13 protein-coding genes, 1 tRNA gene and 1 pseudogene are annotated in these 17,082 nt (G+C 63.3%); 4 read left to right on the forward strand and 11 right to left on the reverse strand.

From position 1 onward, the window contains the following. Positions 1–801: an enoyl-CoA hydratase gene (locus tag VM94_RS03560; RefSeq protein WP_046682206.1), complete on the reverse strand. Its 801-nt coding sequence runs from the start codon at positions 799–801 to the stop codon at positions 1–3. A gap of 42 nt (positions 802–843) precedes the next feature. Further along, positions 844–1,473 (reverse strand): head GIN domain-containing protein, encoded by a 630-nt coding sequence (locus tag VM94_RS03565; protein WP_046682207.1) that lies wholly within the window; start codon positions 1,471–1,473, stop codon positions 844–846. A gap of 175 nt (positions 1,474–1,648) precedes the next feature. On the opposite strand from VM94_RS03565, the gene VM94_RS03570 reads away from it, so the two are divergent. Next, positions 1,649–2,206, forward strand: coding sequence for a flavin reductase family protein (locus tag VM94_RS03570; protein WP_046682208.1), 558 nt, complete (start codon positions 1,649–1,651; stop codon positions 2,204–2,206). 234 nt (positions 2,207–2,440) lie between these two features. On the opposite strand, the gene gdhA is transcribed toward VM94_RS03570, so the two are convergent. The 4 genes from gdhA to VM94_RS03590 all read right to left on the reverse strand — a co-directional run bounded on the left by gdhA (position 2,441) and on the right by VM94_RS03590 (position 7,519). After that, entirely contained in the window at positions 2,441–3,784 is a 1,344-nt protein-coding gene (gene gdhA, locus VM94_RS03575) for an NADP-specific glutamate dehydrogenase (RefSeq protein ID WP_046682209.1), read from the reverse strand. Between the two features lie 213 nt (positions 3,785–3,997). Continuing rightward, positions 3,998–5,245 carry a DUF819 family protein gene (locus VM94_RS03580; protein WP_046682210.1) on the reverse strand — a complete coding sequence of 416 codons (1,248 nt, stop codon included), beginning with the start codon at positions 5,243–5,245 and terminating at the stop codon, positions 3,998–4,000. Between the two features lie 183 nt (positions 5,246–5,428). Next, positions 5,429–6,790, reverse strand: coding sequence for a prephenate-dependent tRNA uridine(34) hydroxylase TrhP (gene trhP / locus VM94_RS03585; RefSeq protein WP_046682211.1), 1,362 nt, complete (start codon positions 6,788–6,790; stop codon positions 5,429–5,431). Positions 6,791–6,880: 90 nt separating this feature from the next. Next, entirely contained in the window at positions 6,881–7,519 is a 639-nt protein-coding gene (locus tag VM94_RS03590; RefSeq protein ID WP_046682212.1) for a TetR/AcrR family transcriptional regulator, read from the reverse strand. A gap of 105 nt (positions 7,520–7,624) precedes the next feature. Here VM94_RS03590 and VM94_RS28810 point away from each other — a divergent pair. Next, positions 7,625–8,731 (forward strand): annotated as a pseudogene (locus tag VM94_RS28810) (TCR/Tet family MFS transporter); the annotation flags it as partial. On the opposite strand, the gene VM94_RS03600 reads toward VM94_RS28810, so the two are convergent. From VM94_RS03600 to VM94_RS03610, 3 genes are all read right to left on the reverse strand, one after another. Further along, positions 8,707–11,154 (reverse strand): acyl-CoA dehydrogenase, encoded by a 2,448-nt coding sequence (locus VM94_RS03600; protein WP_082127535.1) that lies wholly within the window; start codon positions 11,152–11,154, stop codon positions 8,707–8,709. The pseudogene VM94_RS28810 and the gene VM94_RS03600 overlap by 25 nt on opposite strands. A gap of 123 nt (positions 11,155–11,277) precedes the next feature. Continuing rightward, entirely contained in the window at positions 11,278–11,610 is a 333-nt protein-coding gene (locus VM94_RS03605; RefSeq protein WP_046682214.1) for a hypothetical protein, read from the reverse strand. A 285-nt stretch (positions 11,611–11,895) separates the two neighbouring features. Beyond that, a tRNA-Phe gene (locus VM94_RS03610) sits at positions 11,896–11,971 on the reverse strand. Between the two features lie 119 nt (positions 11,972–12,090). On the opposite strand from VM94_RS03610, the gene VM94_RS03615 reads away from it, so the two are divergent. Next, positions 12,091–12,861 (forward strand): hypothetical protein, encoded by a 771-nt coding sequence (locus VM94_RS03615; protein WP_046682215.1) that lies wholly within the window; start codon positions 12,091–12,093, stop codon positions 12,859–12,861. Between the two features lie 20 nt (positions 12,862–12,881). Here VM94_RS03615 and VM94_RS03620 read toward each other — a convergent pair whose 3' ends face one another. Next, on the reverse strand, positions 12,882–13,313 hold the full coding sequence (locus VM94_RS03620; protein ID WP_046682216.1) for a hypothetical protein: 432 nt from the start codon (positions 13,311–13,313) through the stop codon (positions 12,882–12,884). 220 nt (positions 13,314–13,533) lie between these two features. Between VM94_RS03620 and VM94_RS03625 the strand changes: the two genes are divergently transcribed. Further along, a complete protein-coding gene (locus VM94_RS03625; protein ID WP_235432804.1) occupies positions 13,534–14,517 on the forward strand; it encodes a cytochrome-c peroxidase in 984 nt (327 codons plus the stop codon). Positions 14,518–14,623: 106 nt separating this feature from the next. Here the strand turns inward: VM94_RS03625 and VM94_RS03630 are convergent, their stop codons facing one another. After that, positions 14,624–17,023, reverse strand: a complete 2,400-nt coding sequence (locus VM94_RS03630) for a S9 family peptidase (protein ID WP_082127536.1) — start codon at positions 17,021–17,023, stop codon at positions 14,624–14,626. Positions 17,024–17,082 lie beyond the last annotated feature (59 nt).

Here is a 17,082-nt window from a genome sequence, read left to right on the forward strand (position 1 = left end):
CTATTTGACGGTCGCCCAGTGGGGCGGCCGTTTTTCCAGGAAGGCGCTCACGCCTTCGTCCGCATCCTCTTCCATCATATTGCGCGCCATCACGTCGCCGGCGTAGGCGTAAGCCTCGTCCAGCGGCAGCTGGCGCTGCCGGTAGAACATCTGCTTGCCGTAGCGGATGGCCGTCGGGCTTTTCGCCATGATCTGCTGCGCCAGGCGCGCCACGGCCTCGTCGAGCGCCGCGTCGGCCACCGTTTCATTGATCAGGCCCCAGTCGGCGGCCGTGTCGGCGTCGATGAAGCGGCCCGTCACCAGCATGTCGAAGGCCCGCTTGGGCGACACGTTGCGCGACAGGGCGACGGATGGCGTGGCGCAGAACAGGCCCACGTTGATGCCGGAGACGGCAAAGCGGGCCGATGCGCCCGCTACGGCCAGGTCGCAGCTGGCGACCAATTGGCAGCCGGCCGCCGTGGCGATGCCGTGCACGCGGGCAATCACGGGCACGGGCAAGGTTTGAATGGCTTGCATCACGCGCGAGCATTGCGCGAACAGGGTTTGATAATACGCAAGCTGGCGCGTGGCCTGCATCTGGCGCAAATCGTGGCCGGCGCAAAAGGCCTTGCCTTCGGCGGCCAGCACCACGCAGCGCACGTGCGGCTGCTGCGCGATGGCATCGAACGCTTCCTGCAGCGCGGCCAGCATGGCTTCGGACAGGGCATTGAATTGCAGGGGGCGGTTCAGCCGCAGGGTGACGAGGCCATTGTGCTCCTCGCGCAGCACCAGCGGCGCTTCGGTATCATGTGTTGCGGTCATGCGGTCTCCAGTGGCCTGATGGCCTTGTTGTTCTAGGAAAACTTATTTGGCGGCATTCACGCTGCCGATGCCGGCGATCGATTTGTGCACGATCTTCGGCTTGCCGTAATAGGTCAGTTCGCCCATGCCGCGCACCACGGCGTTCAGTTCGCCCGAGGAATACACTTTGACGGAGCCGATGCCTTCGAAATTGACGTCGACGTTTTTCGCCAGCAAGGCTTTCGTATCGACTTCGCCCACGCCTTGCGCCTTCAGGCGCAGCCAGTCGACCTGGCCATCGGCAGACAGGCGGCCCGCGCCCTTGTAGCTGATGTCGACCCGAGGACCATTGAGCTTGGTGAGGATTTTTTCGCCCGCGCCTTCCGCGATCAGCTTGCGCAAGGTGGGCATGGTGATGATGATGCGCGGGTCGCCCTCGGTCTTCTTGATGTCCTTGTCCTTCATGGAAATTTTCAGCTCGCCATCGACCACTTCCGTAATGACGCCACTGAGAAATTTCTGGTCGCCGCGCAGCAGCAGACTTTGCTCCTTGCCCGATTCCACTTCGATGCTGATGGGGCCGCGGATGTCGATGGCGTTGAAGGCGCCCACCGTGCGGGTTTGCTCGTCGGCATGCGCGAGGGGCGAGAGGCAGGCGAGGGACAGGACTGACAACAGGAACAGAGGACGCATGGCGATTTCCTTGAGTAGTTGATCAGTGTATTCTATGTTGCAACATCTCCAAGAGGGATAAATTTGCGATGAACGGCACAAATCGCGGTGCGGATGACACGCCTCCGCAGGCCAGCCGCGCGCCCGGCAAGGCGTCGTTGGTCTATGCTATGGCGTACCGCGTCCTGGAGACCAGATGAAAAATTACCACAAAGAAGATTATCCCGTCGCCGATATCCGGCGCTTCCTCGAACCGGGGCCGGTGGTGCTCGTCAGTTCAACGTGGAAGGGCGAAAGCGACGTCATGACCATGGCCTGGCACATGCTGATGGAATTTACCCCATCCTTGCTGGGCTGCTTCATTTCCGATGCGAACCACAGCTACGAAATGATCAAGCGCAGCATGGAGTGCGTGATCAACCTGCCCACGGCCGACATGGTCGACCAGGTGGTCGCCATCGGCAATTGCAGCGGCGAAGACACGGACAAGTTCACGGCCTTCGGCCTGACGCCGCAGCCGGCCGAACAGGTGGGTGCGCCCCTGATCGCCGAATGCTACGCCAACTTCGAATGCAAGCTGGCCCAGGTGTCGGGCAACCCGAAGGGCGGCTTCTTCATCTTCGAGTGCGTGAAAGCCCACGTGGCCACCTCGCCCAAGCTGCCCGAAACCCTGCATTACCGTGGCAACGGCGAGTTCATGGTGTCGGGCCGCACGATCAGCCGCAAGAGCTTGATGAAACCGGAAATGTCGTAGGTCGGCGTAGGTCGGATTAGGCGCAAGGCGCCGTAATCCGACACCACCACCAGCCGTGCCAACAATGGCGTCGGATTACGCGCTTTGCGCTAATCCGACCTACTACTACTGCGCGTCGATATAGGCGGCCTGCGATGCTCACCGTACTTGAGTACGGTTGCGCTTCTTAGCCACCTCTATCTTCCGCTCGCTACGGTTTTGTCAGGTGTCGTGAGGCCGCTTAAATCACCCCCCTTAAATCACCCCCTGCGCCAGCATCGCATCGGCCACTTTCACGAAACCGGCGATATTCGCGCCATCCACATAGCTGACGGAACCATCGGCGCGCGTGCCGTACTGCTTGCACGCGGCGTGGATGCCTTGCATGATCTGCAGCAAACGCGCATCGACTTCTTCGCGCGGCCAGGAAATCCGGGCAGCGTTCTGGCTCATTTCCAGGCCGGAAGTCGCCACGCCTCCCGCATTGCTGGCCTTGCCCGGCGCGTACAGCACACCGGCCGCTTCGAACGCCTTGGCGGCCTCGATGGTGGTGGGCATGTTGGCGCCTTCGGCCACGCATTGCACGCCATTGGCGATCAAGGTGCGCGCATCGTCGATGTGCAGTTCATTTTGCGTGGCGCAGGGCAGGGCGATGTCGACAGGCACATGCCATGGCGATACGCCAGCCTCGAAGCGCACGCCCGTGCGCGCGGCGTAATCGCTGACCCGGCCATACAAATGGTTCTTGACCTCCATCAGGATGGCCAGTTTTTCCGGCGTAAAGCCTGCCTCGTCGATGACGGTGCCGCTGGAATCGGAGACGGTGATGACTTTCGCGCCCATCGCAATGGCTTTTTCCACCGCGTACTGCGCCACGTTGCCCGAGCCGGAAACGGACACGCGCATGCCTTCGAACGAGCGGCCCCGCGTCTTCAGCATTTCCTGCGCAAAATACACGGTGCCGTAGCCCGTCGCTTCCGGACGCATCAGCGAGCCGCCGAAGCTGGCGCCCTTGCCCGTAAACACGCAGTCGGCGCGGTTGCTGAGCTTTTTCATCATGCCGGCCATGTAGCCTACTTCGCGCCCGCCCACGCCGATGTCGCCGGCCGGCACGTCCGTGTCCGACCCCACGTGGCGGAACAGTTCGCTCACGAAGGCCTGGCAGAAGCGCATCACTTCGCCCGGGCTCTTGCCCTTCGGATCAAAGTCGGAACCGCCCTTGCCGCCGCCCATCGGCAAGGTCGTCAGCGCATTCTTGAACGTTTGCTCGAAGGCGAGGAATTTCAGCACGGACAAGGTGACGGAAGGGTGGAAGCGGATGCCGCCCTTGTACGGCCCGATGGCCATGCTGTGCTGGATGCGGTAGCCGCGGTTGACTTGTACTTGCCCATGGTCATCGACCCACGACACGCGGAACATCACCACGCGCTCCGGCTCGATCAAGCGTTCCAGCAAGCCTTGTTCCGCGTATTTCGGGTGCTGCTCCAGGAACGGCCACAAGCTCTCCATGACTTCGGTGACGGCTTGCAGAAACTCGGGTTGACCTGGATTGCGTGCGGCGACATGCTGGACATACTCGTGAGCAGATGCGTATTTCATCAGAATTCCATGGAGGTAATCGGTTATTTGGGCAACTATCATCGCAGATTTCGCACAAAAATGGTGCGGAAATTTGGTTTTGAGGGGTTTCTGCTACATTTTGGGGATTTTTTAAGACGCTGCGGCAGAGGCGAGCCGTAAACGACAACGCCAGCCCGAAGGCTGGCGTTGTCGTCATTCTTGCGTGCCTGGCTGGACAAGCCAGGACAGGGATCACCCCGCCATGCCGCGCAAGATCAAGCCCGTGATGTAGGCGCCGTAGGTGCCCAGCGCGTAGCCGAGCACGGCCAGCAGGACGCCAACGGGGGCCAGGGATGGGTGGAAGGCGCTGGCGATGACGGGGGCCGAGGCGGCGCCGCCGATGTTCGCTTGCGATCCCACGGCCATGAAAAACAGGGGCGCGCGGATCAGCTTGGCGACGATCAGCATCAGGCCGCCATGCACGGCGATCCAGATCAGGCCCAGCAGGAACAAAAACGGTTTGTCGAACAGGGCTTTCAAGTCCATGTGCATGCCGATGGTTGCCACCAGCACGTACAGCATGGCCGAGCCGATGGTCGAGGCGCCCGCGCCTTCCAGGCTGCGCGCCCGGGTAAAACTGAGCAGCAGGCCGAAGGTGGTGGCGAGCACGACGATCCAGAAGAAGTTCGACGTCAGGCTGTAATCCTGCAAGCGCCATGCGGCGGGCAGGGTGCTGATCCAGCCGATGATGGGGCCGGCCAGGAAGTGCGACAGCCCTGTCACGCCCAGGCCCACGCCGAGGATGATCATGATGTCGGTCAGGTTGGCGATGCGCGCGTGCTGGGCGCGGTAGCTTTCGATGCTGTCCTTGAGCGCGTTGATGGCGGATAAGTCCGCGCCGGTCCAGCGGTCGAAGGCGCCCGCGCGGCCGGCCAGGAACAGCAGCACGGCCGTCCAGACGTTGGCCACCAGCACGTCGACGGCGACGAATTGGCCGAACAAGGTGGCGTTCACTTCAAACACTTCCTTCATGGCCGCCTGGTTGGCGCCGCCGCCTATCCACGAGCCGGCGACAGTCGTCATGCCGCGCCACGTGTCGCCGGCCACCGTTTCCGGGTGGATCAAACGCAAGGCTTCGAACGAGACGAGGGCGCCCAGCATCACGCCCAGGGTGCCCGTCAAAAACATGATGATGGCCTTGGGCCCGAGGCGGATGATGCCGCCGAAATCGATGGCCACGCACAGCAGGACCAGCGCGCTGGGCAGCAGGTAGTCGCGCGCCACGGCGTACAGGCCGGACGCATTGCCGTCGATGATGCCGAAGGTATTGAGCAGCGCCGGGATCAAATAGCACATCAGCAGGGAAGGAATGTACGTGTAGAACTTTTTCCAGAAGCCGTCGGGGCGCGAGGCGCTCCAGAAGACGGCTCCCAGGGTCATGGCGAGCAGGCCGAGGACGACGGCGTCATTGGTGATCAGGGCGGGTGTGGCAGGTGGCATCGGGGATTCCGGTGAACGTGTCAGGGACGCACGGGATGCCGATAAGGCCCCCGGGCGCGGGTGGCCGTATCGTATAGCAATGTTGAAGCCTAAACAAATTATTTAGGTAGTGTCGGCTGGATTTTTTCTTGTCAAATCAAACACTTGGAAACTGCTACGCTACCTGATGCGGCAGACTGGCGGTTACAAATAGCGCGCCAGCAAGGCCTTGTCGAGAGCGCCGTCGAGTTCGATGCGCACGAAGTGGCCGCTGCCGGGCGCCACCTGGATCTCGCTGCCGTCATCGCCGAGCATGCGGGTAATGGTGACGTCGCGGTTGCCGCCCGGATGCACGGCTTCGATGCGGTCGCCCACGGCGAAGCGGTTTTTCACTTCCACCCTGGCCCAGCCGTTCGTCACGCCCAGCACGTCGCCCACGTACTGGCTGCGGTCCGCCTCGGACGCGCCGCGCATGTAGTTCTGGTGCGCCTGCGTGTGGTGGCGCTGGTAAAAGCCGTCCGTGTAGCCGCGGTTGGCCAGGCCTTGCAGCTGGCCCAGCAGGCCGATGTCGAAGGGGCGGCCCGCGACGGCGTCATCGATGGCCTGGCGGTAGACTTGCGCCGTGCGCGCTGCGTAGTACAGCGACTTGGTGCGGCCCTCGACCTTCAGCGAATCGACGCCGATTTTCACCAGGCGCTCGATGTGTTCGACGGCGCGCAAGTCCTTCGAATTCATGATGTAGGTGCCGTGCTCGTCTTCGAGGATCGGCATCAGCTGGCCCGGGCGCTGGGCTTCTTCAATCAGGTAGGGCTGGTCGGCCAGCGGGTGGCGCGGCTGCTGGTGCAGGGCGGAAAACGCATTGTTGTCGGCCTCGGCCAGCGCCTGGTGAAATTCCAGCGGCACCACCTGCATGCCGCCCAGGTCGCCGCTGGCGTCTTCGGACGCATTTTTCACCTTGTAATCCCAGCGGCAGGAATTCGTGCAGGTGCCCTGGTTCGGGTCGCGGTGGTTGAAATAGCCGGACAGCAAGCAACGGCCCGAATAGGCGATGCACAGGGCGCCGTGGACAAAGACTTCCAGTTCCATTTCCGGGCAGCGCTGGCGGATTTCCTCGATCTCGTCGAGCGACAGTTCGCGCGACAAAATCACGCGCGTCAAACCCATGCGGTGCCAGAATTTGACGTCGGCCCAGTTGACGGCGTTCGCCTGCACCGACAGGTGCACGGGAATGTCCGGCCACTTGTCGCGCACCATCATGATGAGGCCCGGGTCGGCCATGATCAGCGCGTCCGGACGCATGGCGATCACCGGTTCCATGTCGCGCAAATACGTTTTCAGCTTGGCGTTGTGGGCGAAGATATTGCTGGCGACAAAAAATTGCTTGCCGCGCGCATGGGCGCCATCGATGCCTTCCTGCAAGGCTTGCAAGGTCGAAAAGTCGTTATTGCGCACGCGCAAGCTGTAGCGCGGCTGGCCCGCGTAGACGGCGTCGGCGCCAAAGTCGAAGGCGGCATGCATCTTGGCCAGGGAACCGGCAGGCAGGAGGAGTTCGGGAGCGTGGCGCATGGAGGATGGGCAAAGCCGGCGATCTTATGCTGGCTGGCGCTGTATTGCATTGCCTTGGGTCAAGGGATTGGCATCCGGCGCCCGATAGCTTCAGGCGTAAGGCGTGCCCGCCATGGCCGCGTTCAAGCCAGTGTGTCCCTGGTCCACCAGGGTGAGAAAGCCGGCCTTGGCCAGCTGCGCATCGCCATGCCGCGCGAAAGCGCGGTGAGCCTCGATGAGGGCGGTGCTCCAGGTGGCCAGCAGCAGGCTGGCCGCCAGGTTGGCGAGGGGATCGTTTGCATCGCGCCCCGTGGATTCCATCAGCGCTTGCGCGACCACGTGCGCCAGCTCGTCGCGGATCGCCCGTGCCCGGGCCTTCAATGTATCGCTGGCCTCGATGGTGGCGATGAAACCCTGGCCGGCGGCGGAAAACGCGATGTACGGACTGTCGTCCAGTACCAGGCGGTGCGCCAGCAGGCGCAGGGTCTCGATGGGGGCAACTGCGGGATCGCGCTGGCGCAAGGCGGCGCGCAGCAGTTCGCGGCCCTCTTCCTCGCGGTCGAAGAACATGTCTTCCTTGCGCGGGAAGTGGTTGAACACGGTCATGCGTCCCACATTGGCGGCCGCCGCGATCTCGTCCACCGTCACCTGGTCGAAACCGTGCACGAAGAACAGCCGCGTGGCGGCATTCGAGATGGCTTGGCGGGTGGCAAGACGTTTGCGGGAACGGAGGTCGGTGGGAATCGTCATGTTGCCTCGATCATACACGAAGTGTACTGAGTACAGATAACGCTTGATGGCGTGGCAAAACCGGGCGTACTATTTATGTACTGAGTACATATTTAGATCAAGTATATGAAAGAAACCATTCCTGTGGCGGCGCTGCCTGTCATTTTCGCTACCGTTGTGCTCGACGCCGTCGGTATCGGCCTGATCTTCCCTATCCTGCCCGCGCTGCTGCGCAACGTCACGCATGCCGATAACGTGGCGCCGTATATCGGTATCATGACGGCCCTGTATGCGTTGATGCAATTCATCTTTGCGCCCGTGCTGGGAGCGCTGAGCGACCGCCTGGGCCGGCGTCCCGTGCTGCTGCTTTCCTTGGCGGGCGCGGCCGTCAATTACCTGTTCCTCGCCTTTGCGCCGAGCCTGTGGATGCTGCTGCTGGGGCGCGCCATCGCGGGGTTGACGAGTGCCAACGTCTCCGTGGCCACGGCCTACATCACGGACATTTCTCCCGAGGCGACGCGGGCGCGCCGCTTCGGCTTGCTCAACGCCATGTTCGGCGCTGGCTTCATCATCGGTCCCGTGCTGGGTGGCGCGCTCGGCGACTACGGCCTGCGCCTGCCGTTCATGGCGGCTGCCGTGCTGAACGGCTGTAACCTGCTGCTGGCGTTTTTTACCTTGCCCGAATCACGTACGCCGACAGGCGCAAAAATCGACCTGGCGGCACTGAACCCCTTGCGCCCGCTGCGCTGGGTTTTTTCGGAGAAAAGCTTGCTGCCGATTACCGTCATCTTCTTTACCTTCAGCGCGGCCGGCGAAGTGTATGGCGTGTGCTGGGCCTTGTGGGGGCACGATGCGTTCGCGTGGAATGGACTGTGGATCGGCCTGTCGCTGGGGGCCTTTGGCGTGTGCCAAACGCTGGCGCAAGCCTTCTTGCCCGGTCCCGCCGTGAAACTGCTGGGCGAGCGCGCCACCATCCTGGCAGGTGTGGCCTGCGCCTGCGTGGCGTTGGTCGTCATGGCCTTTGCCACCCGCAGCTGGATGATCTTCGCCATCATGCCCGTGTTCGCCCTGGGCGGCATCGGCGCGCCAGCCCTGCAGTCGCTGGCCACGCGCCAGGTTGCCGAGGATCGGCAAGGCCAGTTCCAGGGCGTGCTGGCCTCGGCCGTGAGCCTCGCTTCCGTGCTGTGTCCGCTGGTGTTTTCCAGCATCTATTTTGGCGTCAGGGCGTACTGGCCCGGCGCCGTCTGGCTGTCCGTGATTGTCGTGTACGCGGCGCTGGTGCCGCTCGTGCTGGGCTTGTCGCTGGCGTCGACCACGCCGGCATCGTCGCGCGGATAGGAGGCCGGCGTTTCCTGCTTGGCGGCGGGCGCAAAATCGTCGACCTGTATCAAGCCGTCGACCAGGCGCGCATACTCGAGCAAGCTATTGTGCTCCTGGCAGCTGAGCGAGCCCGCCGCCTTGGCTGCGGCCAGCCACTGCTGCATGGCGGACAGGCTTTGCGGCAGGTGCCGCAGTGCCGCGCCTTCGGGCGTGTCTTTCAGGCGTTTTTCGATGTGCAGGACGTCGGGCAGCAGTACTAGTGCCCGCTCGACGCAGGCCACGGGATCGCTGCTGTCGGTGGCCACATAACCGTCGGCCAGCAGGCGCTCGCGGTCGGCGCCCGGCGTTTGCAGGGCCAGCGCCACTTCACTGCCGAGTTCGTCGGATGGCGGGCGATGGGGCAAGCCAAACGGGAACAGCAAGGTGCGCAGCAGCGCCGCCAGCACGCGCGCAGGGAAATTGTCGAGCACGCCCGTCAAGCCTTGCTGGGCCTTGACCAGCGCATCCTGCAGCGACCAGTGCACATAGGGCAGGTCGGCGGCGAAACGGCCATCGTCTTCGTAGCGCTTCAGCACGGCTGACGCCAGGTATAGCTGCGCCAGCACGTCGCCCAAGCGGGCGGACAGCCGTTCGCGGCGTTTGAGTTCGCCGCCGAGCACGAACATCGACATATCCGTCATGACGGCAAACGCCGTCGACAGCCGCGTCAAGGCGCGGTAGTAGGGCGCCAGTACGGGCGCGCCGGCGTCGGGCGCTGCCGCCAGGCGCGCGCCGCCCATTCCGTACCACAATCCCCTGGCCAGGTTGCCCAGCACAAAGCCGACATGGCCAAAGAAGGCGGAGTCAAAATCCCGTATGGCTTTGCGGCCGTCGCTTTCGCTGACGGCGGCCATTTCCCTGAGTACATACGGATGCGCGCGGATGGCGCCCTGGCCGAAGATGATCAGGCTGCGTGTGAGGATATTGGCGCCTTCGACCGTGATGGCGATGGGGATTTGCTGGTAGGCGCTGGCGAGGAAATTGTTGGGGCCGATGCAGATGCCCTTGCCGCCGAGGATATCCATGCCGTCATTGACGAGCGCGCGGCCCCGTTCCGTGACGTGGTATTTGACGATGGCGGAAATGACGGCGGGCTTTTCGCCCAGGTCGACGGCGTGCGCGGCCAGGGTGCGCGCCGCGTCCATCAGGTACAGGTTGGCGCCCATGCGGGCCAGCGCTTCCTGCACCCCTTCGAATTTGCCGATCGGCATGTTGAACTGGCGCCGCACGGCCGCATACGCGCCGGTGCCGCGCACGGCCATCTTGCCCATGCCCACGCTGGACGAGGGCAGCGAAATGGCGCGCCCGGCCGCCAGGCACTCCATCAGCATGCGCCAGCCTTTGCCCACTTGCGCCTGGCCGCCGATGACCCAGTCGATGGGGATGAACACATCGTTGCCCGACGTGGGGCCGTTCTGGAAAGCGGCGTTCAAGGGATGGTGGCGGCGCCCGATCACCACGCCGTCGTGGCTGGCAGGGATCAGCGCGCAAGTGATGCCGGGCGCATCGTTGTCGGATAGCAGATGCTCGGGGTCGCTGGTCTGGAACGCCAGCCCCAGCAAGGTCGCCACGGGCGCCAGGGTGATGTAGCGCTTGTTCCACGTGAGGCGGAAACCCAGGGTAGGGCGTCCTTCATGCATGCCCATGCAAACCACGCCCAGGTCGGGAATGGCGGCCGCGTCGGAACCGGCATACGGACTGGTCAGCGCAAAGCAGGGAATCTCGGTGCCGGCGGCCAGGCGCGGCAAATAATGGTTTTTCTGTTCTTCGGTGCCGTAGTGCAGCAGCAGTTCGGCCGGCCCCAGCGAATTGGGCACCATCACGGTCACGGCCAGCGCCGAGCAGCGGCTCGACAGCTTCATGACAACTTGCGAATGCATGTAGGCGGAGAATTGCTTGCCGCCGTATTGCTTGGGAATGATCATGCCGAGGAAACCTTGCGCCTTCATGTAGTCCCAGGCTTGCGGCGGCAAGTCGAGTTGCTGCTGCGTTTCCCAGTCATCGACCAGTTCGCACAGCCGTTCGACGTCGTGTTCAAGAAAGTGGCGTTCCTCGGCAGTGAGCGAGGCGCGTCCATAGCCCAGCAGTTTTGGCCAGTCGGGCCGGCCGGAAAACAGGTCCGCATCCCACCACGTGGTGCCGGCTTCGAGCGCGTCGCGCTCCGTGTCCGACATCGTCGGCAAAATGCGCTTGAACAGGGCCAGCAAGTGCGGAGTCACCAGGGCGCGGCGCACGGGGCCGGGCGCGAACAGTACAACCAGGCCCAGCAGGGCCACCACCAGTATGATCGTCAGCATGCGATACCTCCCTGTTATATGACGACAGGATAGGCCGAGATGGCGAATGTTACTGTGCGGTACAGCGCATACGCACAACGCCAACCGGATGGGTTGGCGTTGTGGTGTCAGGCGTGAAGCGTATTAACGTTGCGGAACGACAATCACCGTGTCGCCCTGCTTGCCCTTGGCGCCCGTGTCGCCTTTGGCACCTTCGTCGCCGGCAGCACCAGCGTCGCCCTTGGCGCCATCGTTGCCTTGCATGCCACTGTCGCCGGTCTGGCCCGTGGCGCCAGTGGCACCGGTCGCGCCGGCAGGGGCTTCAGCGCCCTTGGCGCCCGTCGCGCCGGCAGGACCAGGCGCGCCTGCAGGGCCGGGAACGACTTGTACGACGGTGGGCGCGGGTGGCGCTTCGCGCTGGCAAGCGGTCAGGGCAAGGGTAGAGGCGAGCGCGAGCAATATCAGGGTAGTTTTCATGATGCATCCTTTGGCAGTGTGCCGTAATGTACGGAACGGCTCGACGACGTCGGGCGCGAGTTTCGCATGGCGGTGTGGCGGGGAGAACTGGCCAGGTGGCCGTTGCGCCGTGTCGCGCAGGGCGCTGGCGGCGGGAAGGGTGTGTGGTCTGCCTGCAGCATGGGCTCTTGGACAGCCGTAGTCCGTACGTTTGCGTACACAGCGGCGAGTGGAGGAGGTTTTGTGCAAAGGAAAACAAAAAAGCCAACCCGAAGGTTGGCTTTTTGCTACGTACTGCTGAATTCTTGGTGGCCCGGGGCGGAATCGAACCACCGACACAAGGATTTTCAATCCTCTGCTCTACCGACTGAGCTACCAGGCCAAGGCGGCGAATTATAGCAGAAAGACTTTCTACCTGACCAGAGCTAGCTGTGTTCAAATGCAACAGATGGCCAAAACATGGTGTTTTGGCATCCTTGTATGAATTGAAGGGATGTGGCGATGCAGCGACGTAATGGCGTGCAATGGCTGGTGCTGGGCGGCTTGTTCAGCGTGGTGTGCGGTGTGGCGCGGGCCGATGGGTTGGCTGACCTGAATGCGGCGCTGGCGCGGCTGCAAGGGCAGACGCCGATCAAGGCGCAGGTGGAATCGAAAAGCTGGCGTCGGGAGGGCGAGGGCAAGGAGGCGGAAGAAGATAGCGGCCAGGCCACGGTCTCCGTCGACGGCGGGCCGGCGGGGTTGCAAGTGCTCTACGGCAAGGACCTGCTGGCGAAAGTGGAGGCCGAGCAGCGCGCCAAGGTGAAAGATCCGAAGGTCAAGACGCCGATCGGCTTTGCGCTGGGGGAAATGAAGGCGACGGAGCTGCGCTCCATGGTGTCGGCGGCGGACTCTTTGTCGCGCGAGATCGAGGAAGCCGTGTTCAGCAGTGAAAAAGTGGATAGCTACAAGGGCAAGCCGGCGCGCCTGCTCAGCTTTACCTTGTCGCTCGACAAGGTGCCTGAGAAGGACCGCAAGTATGTGAAGAAGTTCGAAGGCGGTATCGAGGTGTGGATCGCCGCGGATGGCACGCCGCTGGCCAGCCGTTTTCACTTCGACGTGAGCGGGCGCGCCTTTGTCGTCGTCAGCTTTACGCAAAAGACGGACGAGACGCGCCAGTATGGCGTCAGCGGCGACCATTTATTGTTGCTGCGCAAGGAGAGCAAGAACACCACCTCAGGCGCGGGCGAGAGGGTGGAGAGCAAGATCGTCAAGACCCTGCAATTGCAGTCCTGACGTGTTGCCGAATCACTCCATTACATGGCGGCACTGCCGCCCATGGCGCTCTTTTGCAGCACGCAGCGTCCCGCTTCGCAGGTGGCGCCCGGGTCCGTGACGATGGAGCAGGTCGACATCATGCCGTCCGCCTGCTGCTGTTTGCGGCTGGCGTCGGCTTGTGCCTGGGCCAGTGCCTTGAGTTTCTTGCCGTCATTGCCCTTGCTGGACCAGGCCAGGTAGCGCTCGGGGCCGCCGCAAGCCTTGGCGCCGATGGCGATCGTCTGACATTGCTGGGTGGAATCGCAGGCGGCGGGGCCCACTTCCGCCTGGATTTGCGCCAGCAAGCCGGCATTGCCGGGCGCGGGCGGCGCATCGTCTTGCGTGGGGGCGCTGCCGCAGGCGCTGGCGGCCAGCAGCAGAAAGCTGGCGCACGTGGCGCGCAACAGGGAGGAGTAGTTAGGCGTTTTCATGCCTTCATCATGTGCCACGCTTGCGTAAATGGCAAGCACGATTCGTATGCTGCTCGATCCTTGACCCCGGTCATTTTCATTGTCAACCCGTCAAAGTTAATATAAATCAACATCCAGTCAGCGATGTACGGGTGGCAACCGGGCCGGCGCGCTGCATTCCCGCGCCGGTGCGCGCCGCCGATTCGGGAATGTTTCCAGGAGTTAGACTATGCGCCGCACCATGTCCCCCTTATTCTTTATTGCCAGCCTTGCTTTCAGTGGCGCACTGCACGCCGCCAGCAAGGAGCCGATCCAGCCGATTACCGCCGCCAAGGTGGCCAATCCAGCGATGGTCGAGCTGGGCAAAAAACTGTTTTTCGACCCGCGCCTGTCGCGCTCGGGCTTTATTTCCTGCAACAGCTGCCATAACCTGAGTATGGGCGGCACGGACAATATCAAGACCTCGATTGGCCACAACTGGCAGCGCGGGCCCATCAATTCGCCCACCGTGCTCAATGCCGGCATGAACGTGGCGCAATTCTGGGATGGCCGCGCCAAGGATTTGCAGGAGCAGGCGGGCGGCCCCATCGCCAATCCCGGCGAGATGGCTTTTACGCACGAACTGGCCATCGACGTGCTGGCCTCGATTCCCGCCTACCGCGCGGAGTTCAGACAAGTGTTTGGCCAGGACAAGCTGACCATCGAGCAAGTCACGCGCGCCATCGCCGCCTTCGAGGAAGTGCTGGTGACGCCCGGTTCGCGCTTCGATCAATGGCTGTCGGGCAAGAAAAGCGCGCTGACGAAAGACGAACTGGCCGGCTACCAGCTGTTCAAGTCGAGCGGCTGCATCGCCTGCCATAACGGTCCCGCCGTGGGTGGCAACACTTTCCAGAAGATGGGCGTGGTGGAACCATATAAAACGGCGATGACGGCAGAAGGGCGCTCGGCCGTGACGGGCAAGGATGCGGACCGCTTCAACTTCAAGGTGCCGACCCTGCGCAACGTGGAGCTGACGTATCCGTACTTCCACGATGGCGAAGCGGCGACCCTGACGCAGGCCGTCGACGTGATGGGCCGCTTGCAGCTGGGCCGCACGTTTACGCCCGACGAAAACGCGAAACTGGTGGCCTTCCTGAAGACCCTGACGGGCAAGCAGCCGCACATTGTGCTGCCAATCCTGCCGCCATCGTCGGACACGACGCCGCGGCCGGTGCCGTTTGACTGACTGGGTGTGGTGTCGCATTACGGTCCTGCGGACCTAATCCGAGCTACGCCGGAGCGGGTAGGTCGGATTAGCGGCGTAGCCGCGTAATCCGACATTCTGATATCGCTTACTTCAGCGTCCGCTGGAACAACTGATAGATGCGGCGGTACTCGTCATACCACGCTTCCGGCTGCACGAAGCCGTGGCGCTCCATCGGGTAGCTGGCCATTTCCCAGTTATCCTTTTTCAGCTCGATCAGGCGCTGCGACAGGCGCACGGAGTCCTGGTAAAACACGTTGTCGTCGATCATGCCGTGGGCGATCAGCAGGTTGCCCGTCAGCTTGTCCGCATATTCGATCGGAGACGAGATTTTATACGCTTGCGGATCGATGTCCGGCGTGTTCAGGATATTCGCCGTGTACTCGTGGTTGTAGGTGGTCCAGTCCGTCACGGGGCGCAGGGCGGCGCCCGACTTGAAGATGTCAGGTGCGCGCATCAGGGCCATCAGGCTCATGAAGCCGCCATAGCTGCCGCCATAGATGCCCACGTTCTTGATGTCGCCTTGGTGCTGCTGCGCCAGCCAGTTGGTACCGTCGATGAAATCTTCCAGTTCCGGGTGGCCCATCTGGCGGTAGATGGCCGTGCGCCAGGCGCTGCCGTAACCGAGCGAGGCGCGGTAGTCGACGTCGAGCACGATGTAGCCTTGCTCGACCAGCAGGTTATGGAACATCTGTTCGCGGAAATACACGGGATAGCGCTCGGTCACATTCTGCAGGTAGCCGGCGCCGTGCGCGAACATGACGATCGGGTAGCGCTTGCCCGCTTCCAGCTGCTTAGGCCGGTACAGCTTGGCCCAGATGGGTGCCGCGCCATGCGTGGACGGTACTTGCACCAGTTCCGGCATGACCCAGTTGCGCGCCTTGAAGGCGTCGCTGCGTGTATCGGTGAGGATATTCGCCTTGCCGCCCGCAACGGAAATCGTGGCCAGCTGGGCCGGCATATAGCTGGTGGAATAGCGCAGCAGCAGTTTGCCGTTGTCGGGCGACAGGCCGAAGTTTTCCACGCCTTTCAAACTGGTCACTTCGCGCGCGCCGCCATCCCTGGCCGTGCTGGCGCATACTTCATACGTGCCCGGCGCCTGCCGGTTGCACATGAAATAGGCATTCTTGCCGTCGCGGCTCCATTCGACGGCGCTCACTTCCCACTGGCCGCTGGTCAGTGCACGTGCCGGGGCAGCGCCTGTTTTCGTGTACAGGTGGGCGTAGCTGCTTTCCTCGGACAGATACCACAGGGTGGCGTTGTCGGGCAGCCAGCCGAATTCCTCGGCGCGGCGGTTGACCCAGGCCGTGTCGCTGACGCGGTGCACGGGCACGAGGGCGCTGTTGGCCAGATCGACGTTGGCGAGCCAGCCGTCCTTGTTGTCGATGGCGCGGATACGCACCGCGACCTTGCTGCCGTCATCGGTCCAGGCGATGCCGTCGCGCTGGGCGTCGATGCGCACGGGGCGGTTGCCTTTCAGGGGCGGCATTTTCTGTTCGGCGCGCAAGGCTGCCAGCGGGTCGACGGCGATGCCCGGCAGGCTGTCGAAGCCGATCTCGCGCACCTGGCCCGTGCGCAGGTCGGCCAGTTTCAGGCTTTGCGCAATCGGCATGTTGCGGCCCACGCGCGTGCGCTCGTCGTCCGCTTCCGGATAGCCCGTTTCCGTCACGTAGCGGGCCAGTTTGCCCAGCTTGCCCTTTTCGGCGGCCTTGTCTTGCGTGACGAACAGCAGCCAGCGGCCGTCCGGCGACAGGGCGCTGCCGGAAATCGTCACTTTCTCGCCCAGGTAGATCGGCTCCGGCGCGCGCGTGGCGTCCACGCGGCGCTCTTCGTGGCGGCGTTCGCGGTTTGCGTCGCGGTCTTCCTTCTGGCGCGCCAGGTTGACGATCAGGCGCAACTGCAATTCGCGCAGTGCGTCCGCTTCCGGCTTGGCGTCCGGGTCCTTGGCCGCGCGCAGCAGGGCCACGGGGGAGCTCAGGCGCTCCGCGCGGTTCCAGCTGAACCAGTCCGTGCCGCTGCGGTATTGCACGGCGCCGCCGTCGCTGGAATATTGCGGGTCGCTGATGGCCGTGACGCCGCGAGTGATCTGGATCAAGGCGCCGTTTTTCAGGTCGCGCTCGAACAGGTCGCCGTTGCGCAGCAGGATGGCGCGCGTGCCGGCCCGGTTGACGACCATCTGCTGGCCATCGAGATTGGCCAGCTGCGCATCGTCGACCTGCTTGCCGCTATTGAGTTTCGCGTTCGCCCCGGAGACTTGAAACGTGTCGCGCAGGGGCGAGCCGAGGCGTTTTTGCTTGTAGTAAAGCTGGCCATTCCAGCCCCACCACGCCGCCTCGACGGGTGTGCCGATCCAGTCGGGATCGGCCATGGCCTGGTCCAGGGTGATCGGCGTGGGCGCGGTGGCGGTGGAGGAGGGGGCCGCATGCGCGGCGGGTAGCAGAGAGAGCAGCGGCAGCAGGAGCGGCAGCAGGGGAAGAACCAGACGCATCGGGGATCGCTTTAATCAAAGGGGATGGTGAAGGTACAGGCTATGAGGCCGGTATTCTA

The sequence above is a fragment of the Janthinobacterium sp. KBS0711 genome (assembly GCF_000988085.1).
Classification (GTDB): Bacteria; Pseudomonadota; Gammaproteobacteria; order Burkholderiales; family Burkholderiaceae_D; genus Janthinobacterium; species Janthinobacterium lividum_E.